The organism is Alteromonas sp. ABD4_190 (assembly GCF_056160105.1).
Genome location: NZ_JBSWWN010000001.1, coordinates 987752 through 1013416, shown reverse-complemented (window position 1 = coordinate 1013416; position 25665 = coordinate 987752). Strand labels below are relative to the sequence as shown.

Sequence of the window (25665 nt, the reverse complement as noted above, 5' to 3'; positions counted from 1 at the left end):
AAGCATAATTTAAGAACATCGCAAAACACAATGTAATTAATATTGTGTTTTATACGTTTAATTTAGCTGTGCACGATGTGCGGCGCCTCGACAAGTAGTGGAATATAAAAGCTAATGTTTTCAAGCATCCTTCGAAAAGTATTCGGTAGTAGAAACGACCGATTATTAAAAAAATTACGCAAAAACGTAGATGCCATTAATGCACTGGAAGCAGAATTTGAAAAGCTTTCCGATGAGGCGCTAAAGGCTAAGACGGACGAATTTAAAGCCCGTATCGAAAAAGGTGAAAGCCTGGATAGTATCCTTATTGAAGCCTTTGCTACGGTGCGTGAAGCCAGTAAACGTGTTTACGGTATGCGTCACTTTGACGTGCAAATGCTAGGCGGCCAAGTACTTCACGAAGGCAAAATATCTGAAATGCGTACTGGTGAAGGTAAAACCCTAACGGCTACGTTGCCAACTTACCTTAATGCCCTATCGGGCAAAGGTGTTCATGTTGTTACCGTGAATGACTATCTAGCACGTCGTGATGCTGAGTGGAGTAATCAGTTATTCATGTTTTTAGGTATGCGCGTAGGTTGCAACGTACCGGGTATGTCACCTGAGCAAAAGCGCGACGCTTACCAAGCAGATGTTACCTATGGAACCAACAACGAGTTTGGTTTTGATTACCTGCGCGACAATATGGCGTTTAGCCCGCAAGATCGCGTTCAGCGCCCGCTTAACTATGCGGTAGTGGATGAAGTTGACTCCATCTTAATCGACGAAGCCCGTACGCCACTTATTATCTCTGGCCAGGCTGAAGATAGCTCCGAGTTATATCGCCGTATCAACGTCATCATTCCCAAGCTTGTTCAGCAAGAAAAAGAAGATGAAGAGGGTCAAGAAGGCGATGGTGATTACACTATTGACCTTAAAGCAAAACAAATACACCTTACCGAGCGCGGTCAATTACACGTTGAAGAGATACTTCATGAAGAAGGCTTGTTGCCTGAAGGTGAGTCGCTGTTTGCTGCAGGTAATATTTCACTGCTTCATCATATTAACGCTGCGCTTCGTGCACACAAGTTGTTTGCTAAAGACGTAGACTACATCGTTAAAGAAGACCAAATCGTTATTGTTGACGAGCATACGGGTCGTACGATGGAAGGCCGTCGCTGGTCTGAAGGTTTGCACCAGGCCGTAGAAGCGAAAGAAGGGGTTCGTATTCAAAACGAAAACCAAACCCTTGCGTCAATTACCTTCCAGAATTACTTCCGCTTGTATAACAAGCTTGCGGGTATGACAGGTACTGCCGATACAGAAGCCTTCGAATTTAACCATATTTACGGCTTAGAAACGGTAGTTATCCCAACCAACCGCCCTATGCAGCGTAAAGACATGGCTGACCTTATCTACCTAACGGCAGAAGAAAAATACGAAGCCATTGTTGAAGACATTAAAGAGTGCGTTAAACGCGGTCAGCCTACGCTAGTGGGTACGGTGTCTATCGAGAACTCAGAGCTGATTTCTCGCATTCTTAAGAAATCAAAAATCCCTCATAAGGTACTAAACGCAAAGTTCCACGAACACGAAGCGGATATCGTTGCACAAGCTGGTAAGCCAGGCGCGGTTACGATTGCGACTAACATGGCAGGTCGTGGTACCGATATCGTGTTAGGTGGTAACTGGCAAGCGGAAGTTGAGAAAATTGAAAATCCAACTGAAGCGCAAATCGAAAAGATCAAGGCTGAGTGGAAGAAGAGCCACGACGCAGTACTTGAATCTGGTGGTCTACACATTATTGGTACAGAGCGTCACGAGTCTCGCCGTATCGATAACCAGCTTCGCGGTCGTTCGGGCCGTCAGGGTGACCCGGGTTCAAGCCGTTTCTACCTGTCATTAGACGATGCGCTAATGCGTATCTTTGCCTCTGAAAAAATGGGCAATATGATGAAGCGTTTGGGTATGGAGCGCGGTGAAGCCATTGAGCACCCATGGGTAACTCGCGCCATTGAAAATGCACAGCGCAAAGTAGAAGGCCGTAACTTTGACATTCGTAAGCAGTTGCTTGAATACGATGATGTTGCAAACGATCAGCGTAAAGTTATTTACGAACAGCGTAATGAGCTTCTTGATGAAGGTGATATTAGCGAGACTATCGCAGCTATTCGTGAAGATGTTATCTCAAGCGTTGTCGATGAGTACATTCCGCCACAATCTCTTGAAGAAATGTGGGATGTAAGCGGCCTTGAAGAGCGCATGCGAGCCGACTTCGCCGTAGACTTGCCAATCAAGACTTGGCTTGAAAATGACGACAAGCTTTACGAAGAGAAGCTTCGCGAGCGCATTCTTGGCGAAGTCGTTGACGCTTATAAGCAGAAAGAAGCGGTAGTGGGCGAGCAGGTACTGCGCCAGTTTGAAAAAGCGGTAATGCTTCAAAACCTAGATAGCCACTGGAAAGAGCATTTGGCGGCGATGGATCATCTACGCCAAGGCATTCACCTACGCGGCTATGCGCAGAAGAACCCTAAGCAAGAATACAAGCGTGAGTCGTTTGCACTGTTCTCGCAAATGCTAGAAGCGCTTAAAGTTGAAGTGATCACTATTCTTGCGCGTGTAAAAGTACAAGCCGAAGAAGACGTGCAAAAAGTAGAAGAGCAGCGTCGTCAAGCTGACGATGTGCCTAAGAATTTTGAGCACGAAGAAGCGAGCGCAACGCCAGAAGAGGCAAGTGACAAGGTACGTACGCAAGTTCGCGAAGGCGCGAAAGTAGGCCGTAACGACCCATGTCCTTGTGGCTCTGGTAAAAAGTATAAGCAGTGTCACGGTAAGCTTAAGTAATGAAAGTGGTACATGTTGCTGTGGGCGTTATCGCCCGCGGCGATGACATATTTATTACCCTTCGCCCAGACAACGTTCACCAAGGCGGAAAATGGGAGTTCCCTGGCGGCAAAGTAGAAGAAGGTGAGACCGTTCTACAGGCGCTGAAGCGAGAGCTTGCTGAAGAAGTTGGGATTATTGTGAACCGCAGCGAGCCTGTGATTGTGATCACCCATGATTATGGCGACAAGCAAGTTAAACTAGATGTTCATCGAGTGTGTGATTTTACCGGCGAGCCCCATGGCAAAGAAGGTCAACAATCTCGATGGGTAAATGTGAAAGCACTTAACGCCTCTGACTTTCCAGAAGCTAACGTTCCTATTATTAGCGCACTGCGGTGAATGCGATCTAAATAGCTACAAATCAAAGCGGCCAATGGCCGCTTTTTTATTATACCTAAGTATAAACTACTCATTTTCGAACATTTTCTTTTCAAAAAAAACACACCTCTAACCACGTTATTAGACTTTTGTACTTTGACAAAATCGCCATTCTCACCTTGCATAACGCCTAATATATAAGTTTTTGTTTTTATATAGCAATATTAAAAAGCGCCATTTGTGACTTTAATGACATTTTGGGGTTGGGGCACGAGAATTTGTGCGTTGGGTGCTTGTTTTTATATAAACGTATCCGGATTCATACTTTAAGGGGATAAGATTTAAACGATATTTAAAAGGTGCATTAACAGCCATTTATATATCGAGGTTAATTATGGCGCTCAAAAAATCATCTGACCCAGTAGCCGCACCCACAGTTCACGTGGATGCGAAAATGAGAAAAGAAGCTGAAGATCAGCGCCGAAAAGCTCGAACGCTAGCAAGGCAACAACAAGCCGCCGAGCGCGTGGCGTCGGCTACTACCGAATTAGTTAGCGGTGTGAATCAAGCCTCTAGCGCAACAGACCAGCTATCCACGGCTGTAAATGAAATTGCAGCGGGTGCCGAAGAATCAAGCAGTGCCAGTCAAGAAAGCTTAGCGGCTGTCACGCAGATATCAGGCGGCTTAGTCGCGCAGCTTGAGCTTGCAGGCGCAACCATGGATAAAACCAATGAACTACAAACGTTTTTAGAACGTGTAGTCGGAGATCTGGGCACTATGATGACCAGTGTTAAGACGGCTTCAGAACATCAATCTCGTTCGGTCGTGATGATGAGCGAGTTAGAACAACAGGCTTCTAACATTGGCGAGGCCGTTAAACAAGTAACGCGCATTGCTGATCAAACCAATCTTCTTGCGCTTAATGCTGCTATCGAAGCCGGTCGTGCCGGTAAGCATGGTAAGGGCTTTGCTGTAGTGGCTGACACGGTGCGTGCCCTCGCTGAGGTGTCTGACAAAAGCGCTGCCGACATCGCTAAGCAAATTGAAAAAATTCAGGAACAATCAAATCTAGTATCTGATGCTGTTAAGTCTTCATCAGAAGCCGCACTTGAAGAGGTTACTAAAGGTGAAGCTGTTACCGAGCAATTAGTCACTATCAAAGATGATATGAAATCGATTGCTGATGGAGCTGAAGAGCTTCAAGCACAAGTTAAATCGATGGATGGCGCAGCCAAAGAAATTCAACAAGGCTCTGAAACTATCTCTTGCGCAGCGGATGAACAATCTACGGCAGCTCAAGAGGTATCTTCCAACGTATCTGAACAGAGCGTTGCATTATCGCAGGCAGAACAAGCAGCTCAGTCGTTAGAACTTATAACCGAAGAGTTAAAAAATAGCACCGATATAAATAAAAGCGCTGAAGAAGTGGCATCTTCTGCAGAGGAATTATCGGCGACGCTAGAAGAGATTAATCGCTCTTCTGGCGAGATTATGACAGCGCTAACTCAGGTGAACAATGGGTCGCAACAAGCAGCGAGTTCGGTAGATCAAGCCGTCGGTAATATTGACTTATTGCGAGAGGGCGTTGATAAGGCGTCATCTCAGTGCGATGTTGCGTTAGAGAAAGGTATTGCAATAACCGAGCTATTAAAAGAGAACCGTGCCCTTATCGAAGGCATGGTAGGTGGTATCAACTTAGCACTTGAAACCAGTAAAGAGAATGTAAGTGCAATTAACGAGATGGAATCCATGACTCGCCAAATTGACAAGGTCATCGATACCATTACAACGGTTTCGGTTAAAACCAGCATGCTCGCGGTAAATGGCGCTGTCGAGGCAGCGAGAGCGGGTGAGTATGGTAAAGGTTTTGCGGTTGTTTCAGCTGACATTCAAAGCTTAGCCGACGAAGCAGCCGAAAATGTAGAACAAATCAAAGACCTCATAAAAGCCATTCAAGACCAAACGGTTAGTGTTAAAACGGACCTTACCAACGTAGCTGAAAGCGCATCACGAGAAGTGATGAAGGCGGTACAAACAACCAAAGACGTTGAAAGGATAGCCGCCGATATTTCAGAGGTAGTGGAGTATAACCAAGCGATGAAGGATCGCGGTGAGGAAATTGCCGCAGGTGTTACACAAGCGCAAAAAGGCCTCGAACAGATAGCCGCTGCCAACGAGCAGGCAAGCAGCAACTGTCAGCAAGCACTGAATGCAGCTGAGCAACAGAGTAAAGGCATGGAGATCCTTGCAAAATCTATCGAAGAAATTGCCTCGGTAGCAGATGAAATGCAAAACGGCTAACGGTTCACCTTGTCAGAGGAGTCTTTCTTATGACTGATGTTTCAAATGTAGAAAGTACTGAAAATCTTCAGGACGACACGAGTGACGGTGAACAGCAATTCGTTTCCTTTCTTGTGAATGAAGAGCGTTTTACTTTTCCGATGCACTCTGTAGGCGAAATAATACGGGTTCCTACCGTGGTGTCGGTGCCACTTGGACCTGCTCAAATGATTGGGTTAGCCAACCTAAGAGGCAATGTTTTACCTGTATATGATCTAAGCATGATTTTGCTGGGTTTAAGCTCACAAATTACCGATGTGACTCGCGTAGTTGTTGTGGAATCTGAGTTGGGTAGCGTTGGGTTTATGGTTGACCGAGTACTGAAAGTATTTGGGGTGCCCAATGATACGGTAATTGATAAAAAATCGATGACCGAATCTATCGCCTATGAATACATGCAGGGCATTATCAAGCAAGATGACCAGCCAGTAGAACAAATACTCGATGTTTCGTCTTTAGCCAGAGCACAAGCGGTAACAAAGCAGGATGGTAATACGATGCAACTGTCGGGAATGCATCACATAGACAGTGACGACGAGATTGTTGAATCAGATGACCATAGCCAGCAGCAACTGGTTTGCTTTTCTCTTGAAGATCAAGAGTTCGCATTTCATTTACAAGATGTAGAAGAAATTGTTCGTGTACCCACTGAAATTTCTCAACTACCAGAAAGTGCACCATCAGTGCTAGGGCTAGTGAATTTGCGAGGTCGAATAATTCCCATCGTCGATTTAGCAAACTGCATTGGCATGGTTCATACGGAAATTAATGAGGCCTCACGTATTGTCATTGCTCAGAACAGCGACTTCGGCAGCGTAGGGTTTGTTGTTGCCAAAGTAAGCAATGTGGTTTCCATTTCTGAAAGCGAGCTAGAGGCCGTGCCTTCTGTCTGTAATGACGGCGCTGAGTCAGGGGTTCTTGAAGCAGTGTACAGAAGTGACGGTGGAAAGCGTCTTGTGTCGATAATAAACCTAAATAATGTCTACAGCCGAGCGCTCATGACAGCGTTGAGTTCGCTGGATGAAGACATAAAGCAGGAGTCACAGATGAGCGAGAATAACGAGGGCGCCATCAATGAAGATGATTGCGAGCAATACGTCATATTTTGGATTAATGGTCAGGAATATGGCGTAAGCATTGATGACACCCAAGAAATAACCCGTGTACCTGAAAAGCTAGAGAGCATTCCAAGTACCCCTGATTACTTAAAAGGGATTGTAAATCTGCGTGGCACGGTGCTACCTGTCATCGACTTAAGAAGTCGTCTAGGCATTCCAAGCAGTGAATCATCTGAACGACAGCGAATTGTTGTGCTAACGAAGGATAAGCAGCGTACAGGCTTTATTGTTGATGGCGTTGCAGAAGTAAAAACTGTGGTCAAACAAACCATTGAAACAGCGCCTTCGTTGTCAGAAATGCAGTCTGAATTTTTAAGTCGATTAATAAAATTAAACGACGAAAAGCGCATTATTCAAATTATAGAGCCCAATGTTTTGTTAAATGATAACGCCGTGGCTCAAGCGCAGACGCAATGCTAGTTAAGTAGGCTATCTTACTTGGTTGATTAATAGGAGAAGCTATGTCGGTAAAGGTACTTGCGGTGGATGACTCTGCGTTAATGCGCAAACTCTTTACTCAATTGTTTGAAAAAGAGGGGTTCATTGTCCAGGTTGCAAGAAACGGTGAAGAAGCGCTTTCTAAAGCGGTCGAGTTCAAACCTGATTGTATTACGCTTGATATAAATATGCCTGTGATGGACGGTATGACATGTTTGGCTTTATTAAGAAACTTGTATCCATGTCCTATTATTATGGTTTCTTCGCTAACGCAAAAAGGTGCGGCTATTACCCTTGAGGCATTAGCACTTGGCGCCAGTGACTTTGTACTGAAAACAGGGGGCACTGTCAGCCGAGACATTTCCGACATCGAAACGCCGTTAGTCAACAAAATAAATGCGTTAGCAAAGACGGGAAAGGCACAGCGCCCCACTATCAAAGCGCCTCCTGTAGTGAAGCAGCGTGTGGTGAGGAACAATAAAAGCACGCCCTTTGAAATTGTAATGATAGGCGTCTCAACTGGCGGGCCGCGAAAGCTGGAACACCTAGTAACGAATATATCGCCCACATTTCCAGCACCCATTGTGATTTCGCAGCATATGCCAGCTTCGTTTACCCAAGCATTGGCCAAGCGACTCGATGGCTTAAGTCCGCTAACAGTTGTCGAAGTTGACTCAAGAATGACTCTCGAGGCGGGCAAAATTTACTTGGCGAAGGGCGATGCTGATTTAGCTTTTTCCAAAGCGGGTGCAGATATTCACGTTCGCCCCGTACCTGCAAGTCCCAGCTTTTTATGGCACCCCAGTGTCGATCGTATGGTCGATAGCGCACTGAATTGTTACGAACCACTCGCTATGTTATGTGTTCAGCTAACTGGAATGGGCAGCGATGGTGTAGCTGCAATGAGTAAAGCATACAAAGGTGGTGCTACAACAATTGCCGAGAGTGAAGCGACTTCCATTGTATTCGGTATGCCAAAAGAACTGATAGAGGCCGGCTGCGCTAGTCATGTATTAGACAGTCCTAAAATAGTGTCAAAGTTGAATGCACTTTGTCGATAACAGGAGCAAGTGTTATGGGTTTAAAAAAGAAATCAAATGCCAGTGACGACATAGTAATTCAACAAGAAGAAAAGCGCAGTGCTCAACGAACGCCACAGCAGCTGGTAGCCGATTTAGCCTCACCAGACAGCAGCGTAAGGCGCTGGGCAGTGCGGGATTTAAGCGGTGAAGAAAATGCGCACAAGGCCTTTTTAGCGCGACTACCGGCAGAAAATGACCCTACCGTTATCGAAGCATTATTTAGTGCGCTTGAGCACAATATGACGGATGCCGATGCATCTCAACTAATAGGCATGTTGAAGAGCGAACAAGTACAATTGCGTAACGGTGCTATTGAAATTATGCAGCAAAACCCTGATTTGTTCGCACACAATGTGCATAAACTTATGCAAGATGATGACCCAGATACGCGTATTTTTTGTGTTGACATTATTGGCGCAGTAGCACACCCCGATGCGTTAAATTGGCTGCATCATATTGCACTTAATGACGACAATGAAAATGTTGTGGGTACAGCTTTAGACAAGCTTGCAGAAGTATCTGATAGCTCTACCCATGAAATATTGCAAACTGTAGAAAGCCGTTTTCCTAATCATGCCTACATTTCTTTTGTCATTAGCCTAATTCGAAATCAATTAGGGAGTGCGTAATGACTCCAGAAACGTTGGAAAAAATTGCTGTTGCTGATTTCGAGCGCTTTCGGTCGATGTTTTACCGAAAAACCGGGATCCATTTTGAAAATTCGAAACGTTATTTTGTTGATAAACGTCTACACGAGCGAATGAAAGCTACGGGGCACACTAACTTCAAAAGTTATTTTACCTTTATGCGTTTCCAAGCGTCGGGTGAAGAGTTTCAAAACCTAGTCAACGCAATGACAGTGAATGAAACCTACTTTTTCCGCGAAGAGTACCAATTTGATGCAATGACACGCTATATCATGGATGAACTCGATAGTTATCGCCCACCTGGAGAAGACTTACGGATTTGGTCGGTGCCTTCAAGTACGGGCGAAGAGCCGTACTCTATAGCAATTCATCTTATAGAAAACTGGAAAGGGCTAGCTCATCGAGATGTAGAGATTGCGTCTTCAGATATTGACAGCAATGTTCTAGCGTCTGCTAAAAAAGGGCTTTATTCAAAGCGCTCGGTGCAGAACATTCCAACCGCGTTGGTAAAAAAGTACTTCATAGAGACCAACGGCCAATTTCAGCTATGTGACGACATAAGAGAATCGGTTTCATTTTCGCTAGCCAATATTCTATCAGGTACAAACATGAAGGGGTTTCGACATTTTGACTTGGTATTTTGCCGAAATCTGCTCATTTATTTTGACGATGAGTCGCGTAAAAAAGCAGCACATGTTTTGTTTGATGCGATGAAGCCGGGCGGCTACATCTTTTTAGGTCATAGTGAGTCGATGAGCCGTATATCGTCTATGTTTAAAGTGCGTAAGTTCGGTGATGTTATTGCCTACCAAAAGCCACTTGCAGGAGGGGCGTAACATGAAAACAGTAATGATAGTTGACGATGCGTCTACAGTCAGAATGTTTCATAAAATGCTGGTATCTTCGGACGAACGCGTCGTAGAAGAAGCTGAAAATGGTGTGGAAGCGCTGGAAAAAGCCATTGGCACACCCATCGATTTGTTTTTGGTCGATGTAAATATGCCGAAAATGGACGGTTACCGACTCTGTAAAGAAATACGGCAAAACGAGCTTTTACGCGCTGTTCCCATCATCATGATAAGTACAGAGTCTGCGACTCAAGACGCGCAACGAGCCTATCAATGCGGTGCAAATTTCTACATGACTAAGCCTGTGGACGCTGACTCACTTAAGTCTGTGGTTAGCGCGGTATTAGGAGGTAGCTAATGAGTGAACTACTCGACGTATTTATCGGTGAGTCTCGCGAGAACCTAGAGTCTGCAAGCCAAGAACTTATTGAGATTCAGGCTTCTGGACCATCATCGGACAAAGTGGACAAAATCTTCAGAGATTTACACACTATCAAAGGTTCGTCAGACTTATTCGATATAAAACCACTAACGCGTTTGGCTCATGCCGCGGAAGATTTGCTAGACAGCGTGCGAGCTAAAGAGGTTGATTACAACGACGAAATTGGTGACCTACTTCTCGAGGCGCTAGACCAGATATCTATGTGGTTTGATGAGCTAGAAAATGGAACTCAAAAGCTCGCTGAATGGCAGCCAATCTCTGGCGATTTAAGTGCACAACTGAGAGCCTTCATCGACCCATCTCAAGCTGGTGCAAATACAGCTAAGCAAGACACTGTCACTCACGCTGATAGCAGTGCCAACGAAATCGTTGATTCAGTAGCCACTGCGCTTGAAGCATTCGATGACAATGCGGATATAGCGTTATTATCGAAAAGCGCATCATCGGAACTGTATGTCATGGAATATACGCCTGATGAAGGTTGCTTTTTTCGCGGTGAGGACCCTGTGAATGTCGCACTGGCGCTGCCGGGGTTGCGCGCGTTCGAAATCAACGCGCCCGCGATGGCCGCTGATGCCGATGTTTATCAATGTGTTTTAAAAATAACGGCCCTTGGCGAGGCAAGCGAAGACGCTGTTGTGACGCATATGGCCTATTATGAAGGTCAGTACACATTACATAAGCTTACTCAGCAGGCGCTTAAATATCGCTGTAAAGACAAGATTCTCGATAGCGTGGTGCAGCTTAATGATGAAGCGCTCAATGAGGCTTTAAAAACGGCTCGTGAGACTGGTGATACCAATATGCTGCAGTCGACCGCTGGGCTTTTACTAGCGTCGCAAACACACGCTATGCCAACAAAAGCGGTGTTGTCATTTCTATCATCTGATAACGATCTTACGTTTCTTGATGACGACAAACAAGCCGGCGGTCCAGAGGACTCTGTGGACGACCCGGCCAGCTGTGCTATTGAGCCTGGTAAAGAGGGCTTATTACCACATGAAAAAGAGTTATTAACGCAACAATTAGCATTGATCAACTCTGAAGGCTATAGCGCAGAATTTATGTTTCCTTCAATTTCGATGCTTGTCGGCAATGTGCTAAAGCAAACATTCAGCGATGAAGCGGAGCTAATAAGCGCAATTAATGTTGCGTTAGAAGACGCGTCAAACGACACCGCTGAAGAGCAGGACATTGTTGTTGAAACTACCGACACGACAAACGAAATAGAGACGCAGACAGCAGAAGAAGAGAATTCTCAACCGGCTAAAGCTGAACGACAAGCCGTCAAGATGCTCAAAGTCGACCAAAGCAAAATTGACTATTTAATGGACATAGTCGGCGAACTAACGGTTGCAAAAAATTCACTTCCTTATTTGGCGAAGCAAGCTGAAGAAGAAGGTGGAAGTAAAAAGCTTAGCAAACAGATAAAAGCGCATTTTTCAATTGTTAATCGTTTAACCGAGTCATTGCAAAGTGCAGTATTGCAGATACGAATGGTGCCGGTTTCTCATGTTTTCCAGCGCTATCCAAGGTTGGTCAGAGATTTATCGAGAAAACTCGACAAAAAAATCGAACTTTGTATGCAGGGTGAAGACACCGAGTTCGATAAAAATTTAATTGAGTCTTTATCTGAGCCTCTCATTCATCTACTGCGCAATAGCATTGACCATGGTATTGAATCACCCGAAGACAGAATAGAGGCGGGAAAGCCTGAAACTGGGCGTATTGATTTAATTGCTACTCCCCTTGATGACAGTGTCATTATTGAAATACGTGACGATGGAAAGGGCATTGATCCCCATAAAATTAAGCTTCTCGCTTTTCAGAAAGGCGTAATAACGGAATCTCAGCTTGAGAGCATAGACGATAATGAGGCACTTCAGCTGATTTTCGCCGCAGGGTTTTCTACCAGTGAACAAGTGTCGGACCTGTCCGGTCGTGGGGTGGGCATGGATGCAGTAAAAACCATGGTAAGTCAGGCAGGCGGTACTATAGAAATGCATAGTGAGGTTGGCGTAGGCTCTACGTTCAAGTTGCTTCTTCCTCAGACTATGTCAGTGAATCGCGTCATGATGTTTGAAGTAAACGATCAAATGTTTGGCGTAAGTATGGATGCGGTAGTAGAGACGGTGAAAGTTCCTACGCAGGACATTCAGCGAATTCGCAATGAAAACGTGTTGGTGATACGCGATAAATTAATACCGCTTTGTAATTTGCGAAATGCGCTCGGGTTCGAACCTGACGACGGTAAAGAGGAACACTCGGTATTAGTTGTGTCAACGCCGCAGGGCGAGTTTGGACTTATTATTGATAAGTTTCATGAAGGTATTGACGTTATTCAAAAACCCCTTGAAGGCGTCCTTGCTGGCTACTCCCATTTCTCAGGTACAGCATTGCTTGGAGATGGAAGGGTATTACTCATAATTAATGTGCAGGAGGTTTTATCCACATGCCTGTAACGTACAAGAAAAAAGTAGCAGTGCTTACTGGGCATTGTGAAATTGAAGAGGCCGAAACCCTATTTAGTTGGCTGACAGAGGACGCCTCGCGACAGTTGAACTTGAAGACGTTAACAACGGCACATACTGCGGTTTTCCAAGTGCTACTTTGCTTACGACCAAAGGTTAGTGTACAGCCCGAATCGTCAGAACTATATTGGATAGTAGAAATGCTTCAATCAGACAACAATAAAGTGTGGTGTGAATGAGAGTGATCACGGTTGCAAATCGCAAAGGTGGGACAGCAAAGACTACTACAGTGGTCAATCTTGCTTTTGGTTTGGCGCAACATGGCAACCGTGTTTTAGTTCTGGATTTAGATAATCAAGGGCACGTGATGCAAGGCTTGACGGCGCTTGGCACTGAGTCGCAAAACATCATAACCACCATGCCTCTTAAAGGCTTTTTTACTTCGATTGTTAAATGTAGTGAAAAAATATACGCCACCAATGTCGACACCACGCGCGCAAACACTAACGATGATATTGCGTTAGACGCTATCCGTTTGTGGTGCGATAGCGACCAAGTATCGCCGTATTTCGATATCGTTATTATCGACACGCCGCCAACGTTAAGCCCTCAGCTAATGGCAGCACTGTCCGCCGCTACGGATATCATTATACCTGCTACGCCAATGCCACTTGCAAGCGACGGTGTACAAAAGCTGTTAAATGCGTGTCGCAAGGCCATGGCAGAGCGCAAGTTTAGAGCGACAAGCTTAACCATTTTACCGGTAATGGTAGAGCAAAATTTAAAGCTACATCGCCAAGAGTTGAGCAGCTGGTACGGCCGCTATGGTCGAAAAAAAGTGCTTAGTCCAATACATAAAAACATAACATTAGCCGAAGCATTCGCAAAAAATAAGCCGGTATTTGCTTATGCGCCTCACAGTCGTGGAGCTCGAGACTATACTGAATTGTGTAAACAGTTAATCGGCTATAAACAAGAGGTAATGCAATGAGCGCAATACACTTAGTAGATGATTCAGCAACAATGCTGATGAGTATGGAAATGCTGCTAAAGCGGGCAGGCTATACGGTAACAAAGTCAGAAAGTGCGGAGGCGGCTATGACAGCGCTTGAATCAATATCGCCCAAGTTGATTATTACTGACCTAAACATGCCAGGTATGAATGGTATCGAGCTAATAAAAACATTAAAGCAGCAATCGAAATTTAGATTTACCCCCATGTTGATGTTAACTACGGAATCGCAGCAAAGTCGTCGAGAAGAAGCGAAAGCGGCAGGTGCTACAGGTTGGCTTGTCAAACCCGTCGAGCCAGAGCAATTGTTAGGTGTAGTAAAGCAGTTGGTCCCAACTGCATAAGGTTAAAACATGAAAGTACTTGAAAAAACAAAGCAGTATTATGAGTTGGTACTCGCTGAGAAGTTTAAAGTGCTTAAGGATAAGATGAAAAAGGTTCAGGACTCACTTTTACTTTGGAGCGGTTTGATTGGTGTGTCTACATTGGGAATGGCAATCTCCTTGAACATATCGCCACAACTACTAAATGGGCAAGCTGGTACTGTTGCCACAATTCTGGGTTTCTTGAGTTTTATTACGTGGTATTCGCACAGGCAAACAAACGTATTTAACGTTAGCCTGAATAAACAGGAGAGTTATTTACAGGAAACGTCTGAGCAGCTCAACGAAACACATACTCAAGTCAGCGAATATGTAGCCATCCTCAAAGGGCAAATGGACGGCATAAGCGCTATTACCGAAGACGCCTCAATGGAGTTGATGAAAGCGCTGTATGAAATTGAAAGCAGTATTCAAGACAGTATAGATAATGTTGAATTAGGTCAGAAAAATGCCATTAGCTGTAAAGAAAAAAGTGCGGACGAATTTGAAATTGCAGCTCAGCGCCTCACCAATATAAAAGAAATGATCAGCACGCAGCGAGCGCAACAAATTGCAGATACTGAAGCTATTCAAGGGGTAATGCGTGAGGTTGAAAATCTTAAAGAGCTTACCGAACTTGTCAAAAATATTGCGTCCCAAACCAACTTGTTAGCGCTCAATGCGGCAATTGAAGCGGCGCGTGCTGGCGAATATGGGCGCGGGTTTGCCGTGGTAGCCGAACAGGTACGTATATTATCGTCACAGTCTTCAGAAGCGGCTGAAAAAATAGAGTCGGGCATAAAATCAGCGCTGGACGCTGCACATATTCAAGGTGAAAAAATGCTTAATTCAACACGTGCGAACGATACGTGTGAATTATTAACTGGGTTTTCTGATTCGCTTGAAAATATAACGCAACACTATCGTGTGCTTGAAGAACTAAACCCTAAAATGCTGGCGTGCTTCTCGCAAAGCGCCACCGACGTTGCGGTAAAAGTAAGCGGTGCCATCGCGAAAATTCAGTTCCAAGACATTATTCGCCAGCGCACCGAGCATGTGAAACTAGAGCAAGACGCTATTGTAAGTTTATTTGGGCAGTTTTCGTCATACATTAATAACAGAGAGCATTTTGATGATTCGTTTAATTTAAGCACCAAAGAAATGTTTGAAAAGTATGTAATGGAAGACCAGCGTAAAATTCATTTCGATATTAATGAATCATCGCCGGAAGAAAAAAATGAGTTTGAAGAGGCGCGAGAGCCTAAGATAGAGCTTTTTTAATATACTCTGACTCAGGTGCCGCCTACGTTCATTTCTTTAAGTTGAGCGAGCCGTGAAACTTAGGCTGACGGGCGAGAAAGCCTACCTTACAACAAAAGTGCCAGTCGGTCTCTGACCGGCATTTTTCTATTTAATGCTTTCAGCGTTTTTTTTGATATCGCCAGTTGGTTTCGGCGTTAACTTTTGAAAGTTGCAGAGTAACCAACCTGTATTGCCTAAAGGGTGATACGCTCAGATGTAGCAAACGCAACGTCCAGCTTAAAGTACGCGGCTTCATTTATAAAATGCGGGTAGGTCTCTTTTTCTCCATCCCACGGGATATCTTTTCCATCAAAGGTTCTAAACATGGGAGAACCTGGTAGCAAGGGTTTAAAATCATTGTCTTGCAATGAGTGGTGAACCATAGCGGTGCGCTTGCCATTTTCATCTAAAGGAAAACTTACGTTTTCCCCTAAACGAAATGCTTCGCACGTTGGCAATGCATCTGTTTTTATTTCCTGTTTATTATAGGCTACACAAAAATCTAAAATAGCCTCGGCCATGGTTTGCGTTAGAAGGTAAACATCCTCTCTCAGCACCCCCTGTGGCTGACCACCCACTTCAATCATTACGCCTTTCTTACCAGTGGTACATAAATAACCGTGCTCCAGATAAGGCTTTTCGTCTTCCACTAAAATATTTGCTTCGGGCATTTGTTGCTTAACGAACCGTGCTAGCTGAATGTGAAACTCATCCGCTTCTAAAATGATTAGCGTGGCGCCCATTTCGCTGGTGGTATTATGAATATCAATGACAAAATCGGTGTTTGACTTGCCCTTTGGGCCGAATTTCTCATTTAGTGATTTTGCAAGTACGGCTTCTTTAGCGGTGCTGTTATCTGATAATCGCTCAAAGGTAAACTGACGGTTTAAATCTTCTTCTACAAAACGCACGTTCGCATCAAGGGCCGCTTCATTGGCAATGTTCAACGATATATTTAGCTCATTAAATCGCGAAGGTAGCCCAAGTTGCTGCCAGTTTCGAATAAGCTGAATACCACTGGTCTCATTGCCATGAGTACCACCAACAAGTGCGATAGAGTTAAACATTATTATTCCTTTTTACTAGTGTGAAAATGCGGCTACAAAATTAATGTTTGAAAAAGTCGTCAGATTGCTGTGCTAACATTGCCTCTATTTCTTCCACATCGATGTGTTTTGGTGTTACGTCTTCCGCTGGTTTTCCCGCAATTTTTCGGTCTTCTGCAGCCCATTCGCCTAAATCAATAAGTTGACATTTCTTGCTGCAAAAAGGGCGATATTCGCTAGTTGGTGCCCAAACAACCTGTTTGGCACAAATAGGGCATTTCACTTCCATAATAGACTCCAGTGAAATACGTCTTTGCGGCACAATCTATGAAATATGAAAAAGACAGCACCTAAGACGAAAATTATTGAATAGAGGCGAAGTTTAGCAGGCCGCTAGTCGAAACTGAATATTGTTTTCTACTGCACTATTTTGGCCTTCTTGCGGGGAAAACAACATAAAGCGCAGGGCGTAGCGGTATTTGTTGCCACTTAAGGTTGGGTAGTAGCCGTCATCTACACTGCATTTTACGCGTATCAGTTCGTTTTTATCTTCCGCAGCGCCTTGGTAAAAGCCGTTCTCGGCCACTGCATTTACAAACTGACCTCGCTCGCGGATAAACGACAGGCTAACCGCAATTGCATCGTCAAGAAGCCCTAAAGTCTCTAACCATTGTGCAATTTCGTTTTGACGCTGTTCAAGCGGCTGTTGTAACCAAAAGTGCAAATTAGGAAGGTCGAAACTACATGCGCCGCCGGGTATGGCAAATCTTTGTCTTATAGCGCTAAGTAGTTTGTCATCTTTAAGCGCGCTACCAAAACGGCGGTCTGTTTTCAGCTTTTGCTTTAAGGTAAGCACGGTTTTTAGCGCTTGCTCTAAGGCGGTGCTGTCTATTTTAGGGTGTTTTGACCAGTACACGAGATTCTTTTCATGCGCTTCAAGGTCTTTGGTTAAATCTGAACGAAGATCTAGTCTTTCAATGAGATCAAGTAGTTCAAAAAGTTGTTCAAAGAACACCAGCTGAAGATGAGTATGTTCTGATTTCGCGATGATTTTAAGTTGCCCAAGCAGCTGCTCAACACGTAAATAGTTACGTACTTTTTCCTTTAGTGGAAACTCGAATACAGCGCTACCCATGGAACCCCTTAAAACACATAGACTTAGAGAAACGGCACTACAACCTTGTAGTACGGCGAATTACAGCAAGCCTAAAGCATCAAGGCATTTAAGCCAAGTCTACTTGTTAGACAAACGTATAATTAGACGCTAATTGGTCAAAAAAGTTTCAAAATCTAGCTTTGACGGCCGAAATAACTTGTTATGAAAAAATGATGGCAAGCCAGAAAGAGCAGGCAGGAACGGTACATAAGAACATTAGATGAAAACCAGTTTGCTATTGCGCAATGCATATACACTTATGCTGAAGCAAGCGTTAATAATTTCTGGTGTAAAGCTGACACTTGACTGGAAAGCGCTTCCAACGTTGTGCTGTTATCCAGCACATCGTTTGCCGCATTAACGCGTTCATCACGTGAAGCTTGCGAAGCCATAATACTTTTTATGGTTTGCTCTGAGCTACCGTCCCGTTTTAATGCGCGTTCCAGCTGCAGTGCTTCAGGGCAGTCTACCACTACCACATGGTTGCACATTTCCGTTAACTTGTTTTCAACGAGCAAGGGCACAGATAAAATGCAGTAAGCAGAAGTAGATTCACTAATAAGCTGCTGCATACGAGAGCGAATAAGGGGGTGAAGCAAGGCGTTTAACCAAAGCTTTTCTTCTTTGGCCGCAAACACCTTTTCGCGAAGGGCGGCGCGATTTAGGCTTCCATCTTCAAGCAAAATAGTTTCGCCAAAATGCTCTGTGATTTTACGTAAGCCTTCCGAGCCTATTTCGACTACGTCCCGCGCGACTTCATCAGCGTCGACGATATCAATACCAAGGCTTGCAAAAATAGCCGAAGCGGCAGATTTACCGCTGCCTATTCCGCCGGTAAGACCCACCACAAACACCTGTTGTTTACTCATGTCCTTTGTACCTTGCTGCTAAAGCACGTAATCAAGATAGGTAGTAATAATTTCATCTTTAAAAAGCAGTGTAAGCCAGCCTGCAATTGCTAAATACGGGCCAAAGGGAATAGCTAGAGACTTACCTTTGTTTTGAACCACCATAATGGTAATGCCCGCCACTGCGCCCACTAAAGACGAAAGCAGTATGATAACTGGTAGGCCTTGCCAACCGGTAAATGCCCCAAGTGCTGCAAGTAATTTAAAGTCGCCGTAACCCATGCCTTCCTTTCCGGTAACAAGCTTAAATAGCCAGTAAACCGACCATAGACTTAAGTAACCAAAGGCCGCACCTAAAATGGCGTCTGTGGTGGTAACAAATACCGATTGGGTGCTTAATAACAACCCTAACCACAACAGAGGTAAGGTAAGCTGGTCTGGCAGTAACATTTTGTCTAAATCAATAAACAAAAGTGCAATGAGTACATAGGTAAGCAATACTACCCATAGTCCCTGTGACGTTGGGCCAAACTGATAAGCGGCAAAAGTACAGCTTAACGCCGTAAATAACTCTACGAACGGGTAGCGGGCAGAGATAGGTGTTTTACAGCCGGCGCATTTGCCTTTCAGCAAAAGGTAGCTAATAACGGGAATGTTTTCCCATGCTCTTATTTTATGGCCGCAAGAAGGGCAAGTACTGTCGGGTTTAACTAAATTAAATGTTTCGCTATTCGCTAAGGTCTGCTCTTCGGTGGCATGTGATGCGCTTGAATCATTGCCGTCGGCGCTAAAATAACTTTCGTATTCTTGTTGCCAACTACGTTCCATCATTATAGGCAGGCGATAAATGACCACGTTTAAAAAACTGCCTATCATCAAGCTTACAATAAAAACAAGGGTATAGAATATAGCAGGGTGGCTTTGGCAAAGGGTAATTAGGGCGTCCATATAGGCGTTGACTCGTTGTAGAAAATGGTAGGCAGTTGCAAGTGCTTGTCGGGGTGGTATTCCTTACGGTTTCTTTATAAGAAAGACTAGTCGTCGAGAGCAGCTTGCAAAAAATTATTGAACGTAATTACTCAAATTACACTTAAATTTAACCAACAACGCTGCCCATTTGAAAGATTGGCAAGTACATGGCAATGATCAAACCACCGATAACAACACCTAACACGGCCATTATCATCGGCTCTAACAGACTGGTTAGTCCGTCTACCATATCGTCAACTTCTGCTTCGTAAATGGTGGCTATCTTACTAAGCATCTCATCCACAGAGCCTGATTCTTCGCCTATTGAAACCATCTGCGTCACCATATCTGGAAACACGTTAGTGGCGCGCATTGCAACGTGCATGGGAATACCCCCTGCCACTTCTTTTTTAATGAACAATATCGCATCACGATAAACCGCATTACCAGAAGCCCCTGCAGCTGAGTCTAATGACCCAATTAATGGCACACCTGCTGCAAACGTAGTAGAGAGAGTTCGTGTAAAACGAGCGATACTTGCTTTCTTAAGAATTTCACCAATAACTGGTATTTTTAAGGTAAGCGCGTCACATTTATCTCTTAATAGTTGACTCTTTTTGTAAGCTCGTACAAATAAGAAACCTGCTATACCAAGAGAAATTGCAATATAGGGGCCGTAGTCACGAATGAAGTTCGAAATACCTAGAACGAATAGTGTGAATGCAGGTAATTCAGCGCCAAACCCGTTAAAAATATCTTCGAATTGAGGCACAACAAACACTAGCAAAATGGTTGTAACTATAAACGCCACAACGACTACGGCAATGGGATAAAACATTGCCTTTTTAATTTTCGACTTTAATGCTTCCGCCTTTTCTTTATAAGTAGCAATTCGATCATAAATAGTTTCTAGTGCGCCAGATTGTTCGCCTGTGTAGACCAAATCGCAGTAAAGACTGTCAAAATATTGAGGGTGCTTGCGAAGAGAAGACGATAACGGGTTACCCGATTTCACTTCGTTAGCAATTTCAGCTAGAAGCTTGCGCATAGGTGCTTTAGCATGCCCTTGACCAATCATTTCAAGAGATTGAATTAGGGTAACGCCCGCCGCGAGCATGGTAGCAATTTGCCTTGAAAAAACCGAAATATCGGCGGCGTTAATTTTTTGTCTGCCACCAAAAAGGGATTTTTGTTGCTTTTTTACTTTTTTTACAGAAAACCCTTGTTTGCGAAGCATTGACCTTGCTTCAGACAGATTCTGTGCTGAAATTTCCCCTTTCCGGCTAGACCCTTTACTGTCTTTTCCCTGCCATTCAAAAACTGTTGCAGCTTTCACTTTTTATACTCCTTGACTGAAAAAGGGAAGTGCATTCGCACTTCCCTTAAAGATGATACGATCTCTCGTTAACACACTCCTGCGGCTACACAAGTACCGCCTTTAGCCCAAGTGATAGGTGGTGTAACACCGTTGGGTGTAAGCGTGTATGTTAAACCGTCAACCTCAGCGCTCCCAGTCGCAGTTATAACACCATTTACGATTGTGACTTCTTTGGCGATGCTATCTGCGTTAGCAGAATTGTCAACTTTGTCTGGAAATCCGTTCACTTTAACGTTTGCATCGGTAAGAGCAGTAATTTCACCAGTTTGAGCGCCTACTTCAAATGCAGATTTGAATGTTGTCGTCGCCATCACTACTTCGGCAAACTTAGACTTCTTCGTGTAAGTCTGATATGCAGGCAATGCAATTGCAGCAAGAATACCGATGATTGCTACAACAATCATTAGTTCGATAAGGGTGAAACCCTTTTGGTTGTTATTTTTCATGTTCATCATGGTTTAACTCCGGGACGTGTATATCACGTTAAGTTTAAAAATAATTTAAGTTTACGTTTATACCCGAGTCGTCCTTAAAACGCCCCTGGTACTCGAGAATTATTATAGAATTTTCTCTGTCGCTAACAAGTATCTAAAAGTATACCTAGGTCTGACTTCTTTATTATGCCACGTTCCTGTAGGGGTTGGCAGTTCTTGTTAGTTGAACTTTGGTATAAAAGTTAGTCACTTATCAACGTATCAACTACTATACACAGGTTATTAATCTGTGGGAAGACAGAATTCGTTTGCAACTTATCAGAATTTCAACTCATGCTTGGACCAAACTTCCCCATTTTCACAGTAGTTCTAGGGTTTTAATTCAATGCGTAAAGATAAATCTATTGCTTGAACATGCTTGGTCAGAGCGCCTGATGAAATATAATCTACGCCTAACGTACTTAAACTGGTTAGTCGTTCATCAGTAATGTTTCCTGATACTTCCAGTTTACATTGGCCTTTATTAAGCGCTACTGCCTGTTGGATCTGTTCGTTAGAAAAGTTGTCTAGCATGACGATGTCGGCGCCTGCTGAAAGCGCTTGTTCAAATTCTGCAATATTTTCAACTTCTACTTCAACTGGCTTGCCCGGCATCATGGCTTTTGCGCGGCTAACGGCTTTCTCAATACTTCCGCACGAAAAAATGTGGTTTTCTTTAATTAAGAATGCATCGAACAAACCTACACGATGGTTTTGGCCACCACCGCAACGCACCGCGTATTTCTGTGCATAGCGCAGACCGGGTAAAGTTTTGCGGGTGTCTAAAATTTTGGTGTTAGAGCTCGCTAAACACTTGGCGTAAAATGCAGTAACGGTAGCGGTCGCTGACAAGGTTTGTAGGAAGTTAAGTGCGGTACGCTCGGCAGTCAATATTGCGCGCGCAGAACCTTCTAAACTAACTAATACCGTGTCAGCCTCAACCTTGTCGCCATCTTTTACATGCCAAGTTAATGACACAGACTCGTCAATAAGCGCAAACGCTTGGTTTGCCCACGCTATTCCACAAACCACGCAAGGCTCGCGGGTAATAATAGTAGCTTTTGCATTAACGCTTTCATCTATCAGGTTCGCGGTAATGTCGTTTGCGGCATTTAATTCGCCGCCAAGATCTTCAACAAGCGCGTTGGATACTTGCTCTCGAATTGCTTGCATGTCTGGTGATGTCATCTTCATCGCTATGATCTGTGTTATGGTCTACTTAAAGGGTACGCAATATTAACCAATCTCCGCGCTGAGTAAACTCTAATTGGCGAAGAACACTCATTCCAAGCAATATATGGTCATCTTGCATACCGGGGTTTAAGTTTGCGTCTACATTACGCACCACTATTTCGCCAATACGCAAGGTATCAATTGTTGATTCGGCCACCTTTACTACGCCATTGGCGGTGCTGGCTAGCCCCTCACGTCCAGCCTTCAGTTGTAGCTTATTTGCCAAATGGGCAGGCACAGCTACGTCTGTCGCGCCCGTATCCACAAGAAACACCACTTCCTCGCCGTTGATATAGCCTGTTGTCACATAATGCCCTTGGCGATTTTGTTTAAGGCGTACTTCTGTTTGTGAGCCAATACGCTCTGATGTGGGTTCACTATTAGGGTTTATTTGTTTTTCTAATAGGTCAGAGAATACGAATACGAGTAATCCGAAGCCGCAAATCCAAGCAAGCGCTACCATCCATTTACCCGTTGATGCTGTCGGGTCTTGTTGTTCATTCATGTTTCTACCTTTCTTATAATAGTGCTGCACCGTTTTTCATGTCGCTTACTACTTGGCGTAATCTCTTAAGAAAAGTGCTAACGTGCTGATTGGCTTACTAGAATGCCATGTATAGCCCTATACACTTATATCCATATACAATGTAGGCTATGAATCAGAAAATCAATTACTGAAGCAAATACTATGGTGCTTTATAACAAAGCGAAGTACACCCCAAGTCCGCATTATGATGCTCGCCCTGACGATACCGATGTCAGTCTTTTAGTAATACATAATATTTCACTGCCGCCTTCACAGTTTGGTACGCCGGGTATTCGCCAATTGTTTACCGGCACCCTCAATCCTGATGAGCATCCTTTTTATAAAGAGATTGCGGGATTACGGGTCTCTGCCCATTGCGTGATTTATCGAACCGGTGAAGTAGAGCAGTTTGTGCCTTTTGAACAGAGAGCATGGCATGCAGGCGTTTCAACCTGTCAAGGCCGCAGTCGCTGTAACGACTATGCAATTGGTATTGAACTGGAAGGCACTGATACGCTGCCTTATACGAACGCACAGTATAAAGCACTAGGCGAACTCACTGATTTCATAACGCGACACTATCCTCGGATCACTTTAGGGCGTATCGTAGGTCATAATGATATAGCGCCGGGGCGTAAAACTGACCCTGGTGTTGCTTTCGATTGGGCAAGATACAGAAAGTGCGTCGCCAGAGTTAAATAATTGTTTTATCTCGCACTGAATAAAAAAGGGAAACACAATATCTATGATGTTAATGAGCTTGCTATTAGTTCTAAGTCTTGAACGGTTGATAACAAAAACATCTAATTGGCATATCGAAAAGTATGCCGCTCAGTATCGAGCTTTTCTTCAAGACAAAGGGTTGATTAAGTTTCAAGAAGGAAATGAAGGAGAGGAGGAGAGTAAAAAAGTCTCATCTACAACACTTTATTTCTATCTTTTACTTCCCGCGGTGCTATTAGGAATAATTGAGTACTGGTTGCTTGGCGCATTCCTTACCTTTTTAGAGCAAAGTTTAGTGCTGTTCATATGCATTGGCTGTCCGATATTAAGAAGTATTTATAAAAACTTCCTGAATGCCGCCGACCGAGGAGACCTGCAAGCCTGTAGTATGTATACCGATCAGCTGGGGCATTGTGCAAGTCAAACTGAAAGCGACGGCAGTGCAGGTACTGAAGGTAAAAGTTTTGGCCAGCACCTTACTTGGCTTAACTACCAGCACTACGCTGCAGTTATGCTGTGGTTTATTGCATTCGGCGCCCCAGGCGCACTGTTTTACTGCCTAAGTAGAAGCACCACTGAGGCTTTGTGTAACGCTAATCACCCTTTAAAAGCGGCTGCTGGTAGGTTGATGTTCGCTCTCGACTATGTTCCTGTTCGCGTGACCGCTTTCGGCATGCTGATGATGGGTCACTTCTCAAGAGCGTTACCTGAATGGTTAAAACACGCGCTCCAGTTCGATGTACCTGCCTACGACGTGCTGACACAAATTTCTGCTAAAGCCGAGGTGTTAACCCCTGATGAACAGCAGTTGCAGGCTGAAAATGCAGCAGTTGAACCCCAAGTGCTAGTAAAGTTAGCAAAACGTAATGTTATTTTTCTACTTGTTATAACGGCAGCGCTAACCCTTGTAGGCAGCTTGGCATAATCAATATTTTTAACATTTACTAAGCTACATGGTTTAGAAAGGCGTTTGGTCTATTTATTAATTGTATGTAGATCAGACGCTTCGCATAACTAATATCCCACCTTGCTTCTCATCAGACCAGTTCGGACATAAACACTTTTCTTAACAAATTCAATAATAAAGCTTAACACGCGGCAATTCCCACTGTCTTTGCTATGCTTGAGAGTATTTACCTCGAAATCGATCTGCCTTAAACTAGATAGGTAAAATGGTATTACCAATTGCGAATGTAAAATAATTATCTCTGATTATTTTTTACATTCACTGCTGTTATAACAGCGCTGGTTTAAATTAAAGGATAAGTGCAACGCATGCGTCAGCAGCGAAAAAAACTCTCTGATGTAATTACCGAGCAACTCGAGTCGATGATACTCGACGGTACGCTATTGGCTGGCCAAAAATTACCGCCAGAAAGAGAGCTTGCGCTTGAGTTTGATGTATCACGTCCTTCACTTAGGGAAGCCATTGGTAATTTGCAGGCGCGTGGGTTGGTAGAGCGTAAACAAGGCGGCGGCACATTTGTAAATCGCAACCTTAATTCTGCCATGACAGACCCCCTAATGGACTTAGTTAGCCAGCGTCCTGAAACTCAATTTGATTTGCTTGAATTTCGTCATGCCCTTGAAGGGATGGCGGCGTACTACGCGGCACTTCGTGGTCAACCTGAAGACTACGATGCATTAAAGCAAGCATTAAACAATGTGCCTACGCCCAAAGCGCACGAAAGCAAACGTGCCCAAGCAGAAGCGCTAGGGCAGTTTTATATCATTATGGCAAGAGCATCACACAATATGGTGTTGTTGCACGTAATGAGCACCATGCAAAGCATGCTGGTGGACAATATTGAACGAAACTTTGACATGCTGGCAGCGCACCCTGAAGCGGTGGAAGACATTGCGAAGCAGCGTCGTGAAATTGTAGAAGCTATAGCTTCTCGCGATCCTGAAGCTGCGCGTCAGGCATGTAATACGCATTTGGCGTTTATTGAAAAAACGCTATTAACCATTAATCAACGTGATACCCGTGTACAACGCGCATTGCGACGATTAGAGATTTAGTTTTTTCGCCTTGGATTATTTAGTAAAAGGGCGAGATAGCTATTCA

Annotated in this window: 25 protein-coding genes; 16 read left to right on the top strand and 9 right to left on the bottom strand. The window is 44.1% G+C overall.

Annotated features, from left to right (window positions below):
* Positions 1-114 precede the first annotated feature (114 nt).
* The 13 genes from secA to ACXAFM_RS04420 all read left to right on the top strand — a co-directional run bounded on the left by secA (position 115) and on the right by ACXAFM_RS04420 (position 15224).
* Positions 115-2823 carry a preprotein translocase subunit SecA gene (gene secA, locus ACXAFM_RS04480; protein WP_474827286.1) on the top strand — a complete coding sequence of 903 codons (2709 nt, stop codon included), beginning with the start codon at positions 115-117 and terminating at the stop codon, positions 2821-2823.
* A complete protein-coding gene (mutT, locus tag ACXAFM_RS04475) occupies positions 2823-3203 on the top strand; it encodes an 8-oxo-dGTP diphosphatase MutT (protein WP_474827284.1) in 381 nt (126 codons plus the stop codon). Before secA ends, mutT begins: the two co-directional genes overlap by 1 nt.
* Before the next feature lie 373 nt (positions 3204-3576).
* On the top strand, positions 3577-5484 hold the full coding sequence (locus tag ACXAFM_RS04470; protein WP_474827282.1) for a methyl-accepting chemotaxis protein: 1908 nt from the start codon (positions 3577-3579) through the stop codon (positions 5482-5484).
* A gap of 29 nt (positions 5485-5513) precedes the next feature.
* Positions 5514-7061 (top strand): chemotaxis protein CheW, encoded by a 1548-nt coding sequence (locus ACXAFM_RS04465; protein ID WP_474827281.1) that lies wholly within the window; start codon positions 5514-5516, stop codon positions 7059-7061.
* A 41-nt stretch (positions 7062-7102) separates the two neighbouring features.
* Entirely contained in the window at positions 7103-8140 is a 1038-nt protein-coding gene (cheB, locus tag ACXAFM_RS04460; RefSeq protein ID WP_474827279.1) for a chemotaxis-specific protein-glutamate methyltransferase CheB, read from the top strand.
* A gap of 14 nt (positions 8141-8154) precedes the next feature.
* Complete coding sequence (locus ACXAFM_RS04455; RefSeq protein ID WP_474827277.1) at positions 8155-8790, top strand: HEAT repeat domain-containing protein; 636 nt, start codon at positions 8155-8157, stop codon at positions 8788-8790.
* Positions 8790-9644 carry a CheR family methyltransferase gene (locus ACXAFM_RS04450; protein WP_334049715.1) on the top strand — a complete coding sequence of 285 codons (855 nt, stop codon included), beginning with the start codon at positions 8790-8792 and terminating at the stop codon, positions 9642-9644. Before ACXAFM_RS04455 ends, ACXAFM_RS04450 begins: the two co-directional genes overlap by 1 nt.
* 1 nt (position 9645) lies before the next feature.
* Entirely contained in the window at positions 9646-10014 is a 369-nt protein-coding gene (locus ACXAFM_RS04445) for a response regulator (RefSeq protein ID WP_474827275.1), read from the top strand.
* Positions 10014-12560, top strand: coding sequence for a chemotaxis protein CheA (locus tag ACXAFM_RS04440; RefSeq protein WP_474827273.1), 2547 nt, complete (start codon positions 10014-10016; stop codon positions 12558-12560). Before ACXAFM_RS04445 ends, ACXAFM_RS04440 begins: the two co-directional genes overlap by 1 nt.
* On the top strand, positions 12551-12808 hold the full coding sequence (locus ACXAFM_RS04435; protein ID WP_039218621.1) for a hypothetical protein: 258 nt from the start codon (positions 12551-12553) through the stop codon (positions 12806-12808). The genes ACXAFM_RS04440 and ACXAFM_RS04435 overlap by 10 nt, the downstream gene beginning before the upstream one ends.
* A complete protein-coding gene (locus ACXAFM_RS04430; RefSeq protein ID WP_474827271.1) occupies positions 12805-13560 on the top strand; it encodes a ParA family protein in 756 nt (251 codons plus the stop codon). The genes ACXAFM_RS04435 and ACXAFM_RS04430 overlap by 4 nt, the downstream gene beginning before the upstream one ends.
* Positions 13557-13925, top strand: coding sequence for a response regulator (locus ACXAFM_RS04425; protein ID WP_014950410.1), 369 nt, complete (start codon positions 13557-13559; stop codon positions 13923-13925). The genes ACXAFM_RS04430 and ACXAFM_RS04425 overlap by 4 nt, the downstream gene beginning before the upstream one ends.
* Positions 13926-13934: 9 nt before the next feature.
* Entirely contained in the window at positions 13935-15224 is a 1290-nt protein-coding gene (locus ACXAFM_RS04420) for a methyl-accepting chemotaxis protein (protein WP_474827269.1), read from the top strand.
* A 215-nt stretch (positions 15225-15439) separates the two neighbouring features.
* On the opposite strand, the gene ACXAFM_RS04415 is transcribed toward ACXAFM_RS04420, so the two are convergent.
* The 9 genes from ACXAFM_RS04415 to ACXAFM_RS04375 all read right to left on the bottom strand — a co-directional run bounded on the left by ACXAFM_RS04415 (position 15440) and on the right by ACXAFM_RS04375 (position 22853).
* Positions 15440-16312, bottom strand: a complete 873-nt coding sequence (locus tag ACXAFM_RS04415; protein WP_474827267.1) for an aspartoacylase — start codon at positions 16310-16312, stop codon at positions 15440-15442.
* Positions 16313-16352: 40 nt separating this feature from the next.
* Entirely contained in the window at positions 16353-16580 is a 228-nt protein-coding gene (yacG, locus tag ACXAFM_RS04410) for a DNA gyrase inhibitor YacG (RefSeq protein WP_474827265.1), read from the bottom strand.
* 93 nt (positions 16581-16673) lie between these two features.
* Positions 16674-17426, bottom strand: coding sequence for a cell division protein ZapD (gene zapD, locus ACXAFM_RS04405; protein WP_474827264.1), 753 nt, complete (start codon positions 17424-17426; stop codon positions 16674-16676).
* Positions 17427-17704: 278 nt separating this feature from the next.
* A complete protein-coding gene (coaE, locus tag ACXAFM_RS04400) occupies positions 17705-18316 on the bottom strand; it encodes a dephospho-CoA kinase (RefSeq protein ID WP_474827262.1) in 612 nt (203 codons plus the stop codon).
* Between the two features lie 18 nt (positions 18317-18334).
* Entirely contained in the window at positions 18335-19243 is a 909-nt protein-coding gene (locus tag ACXAFM_RS04395) for a prepilin peptidase (RefSeq protein ID WP_474827260.1), read from the bottom strand.
* Positions 19244-19391: 148 nt separating this feature from the next.
* Entirely contained in the window at positions 19392-20600 is a 1209-nt protein-coding gene (locus ACXAFM_RS04390) for a type II secretion system F family protein (protein ID WP_474827258.1), read from the bottom strand.
* Positions 20601-20668: 68 nt separating this feature from the next.
* Positions 20669-21088 carry a pilin gene (locus tag ACXAFM_RS04385; RefSeq protein ID WP_474830508.1) on the bottom strand — a complete coding sequence of 140 codons (420 nt, stop codon included), beginning with the start codon at positions 21086-21088 and terminating at the stop codon, positions 20669-20671.
* Positions 21089-21445: 357 nt separating this feature from the next.
* Positions 21446-22303, bottom strand: a complete 858-nt coding sequence (gene nadC, locus ACXAFM_RS04380; protein ID WP_474830506.1) for a carboxylating nicotinate-nucleotide diphosphorylase — start codon at positions 22301-22303, stop codon at positions 21446-21448.
* A gap of 31 nt (positions 22304-22334) precedes the next feature.
* Complete coding sequence (locus ACXAFM_RS04375; RefSeq protein WP_474827256.1) at positions 22335-22853, bottom strand: retropepsin-like aspartic protease family protein; 519 nt, start codon at positions 22851-22853, stop codon at positions 22335-22337.
* A 183-nt stretch (positions 22854-23036) separates the two neighbouring features.
* Between ACXAFM_RS04375 and ampD the strand changes: the two genes are divergently transcribed.
* The 3 genes from ampD to pdhR all read left to right on the top strand — a co-directional run bounded on the left by ampD (position 23037) and on the right by pdhR (position 25619).
* The gene (ampD, locus tag ACXAFM_RS04370; RefSeq protein ID WP_474827254.1) at positions 23037-23576 is read left to right on the top strand and encodes a 1,6-anhydro-N-acetylmuramyl-L-alanine amidase AmpD; all 540 of its coding nucleotides are present in this window, start codon (positions 23037-23039) and stop codon (positions 23574-23576) included.
* Positions 23577-23619: 43 nt separating this feature from the next.
* Positions 23620-24522: a beta-lactamase regulator AmpE gene (ampE, locus tag ACXAFM_RS04365; RefSeq protein WP_474827252.1), complete on the top strand. Its 903-nt coding sequence runs from the start codon at positions 23620-23622 to the stop codon at positions 24520-24522.
* Between the two features lie 350 nt (positions 24523-24872).
* The gene (gene pdhR, locus ACXAFM_RS04360) at positions 24873-25619 is read left to right on the top strand and encodes a pyruvate dehydrogenase complex transcriptional repressor PdhR (RefSeq protein ID WP_474827250.1); all 747 of its coding nucleotides are present in this window, start codon (positions 24873-24875) and stop codon (positions 25617-25619) included.
* Positions 25620-25665 lie beyond the last annotated feature (46 nt).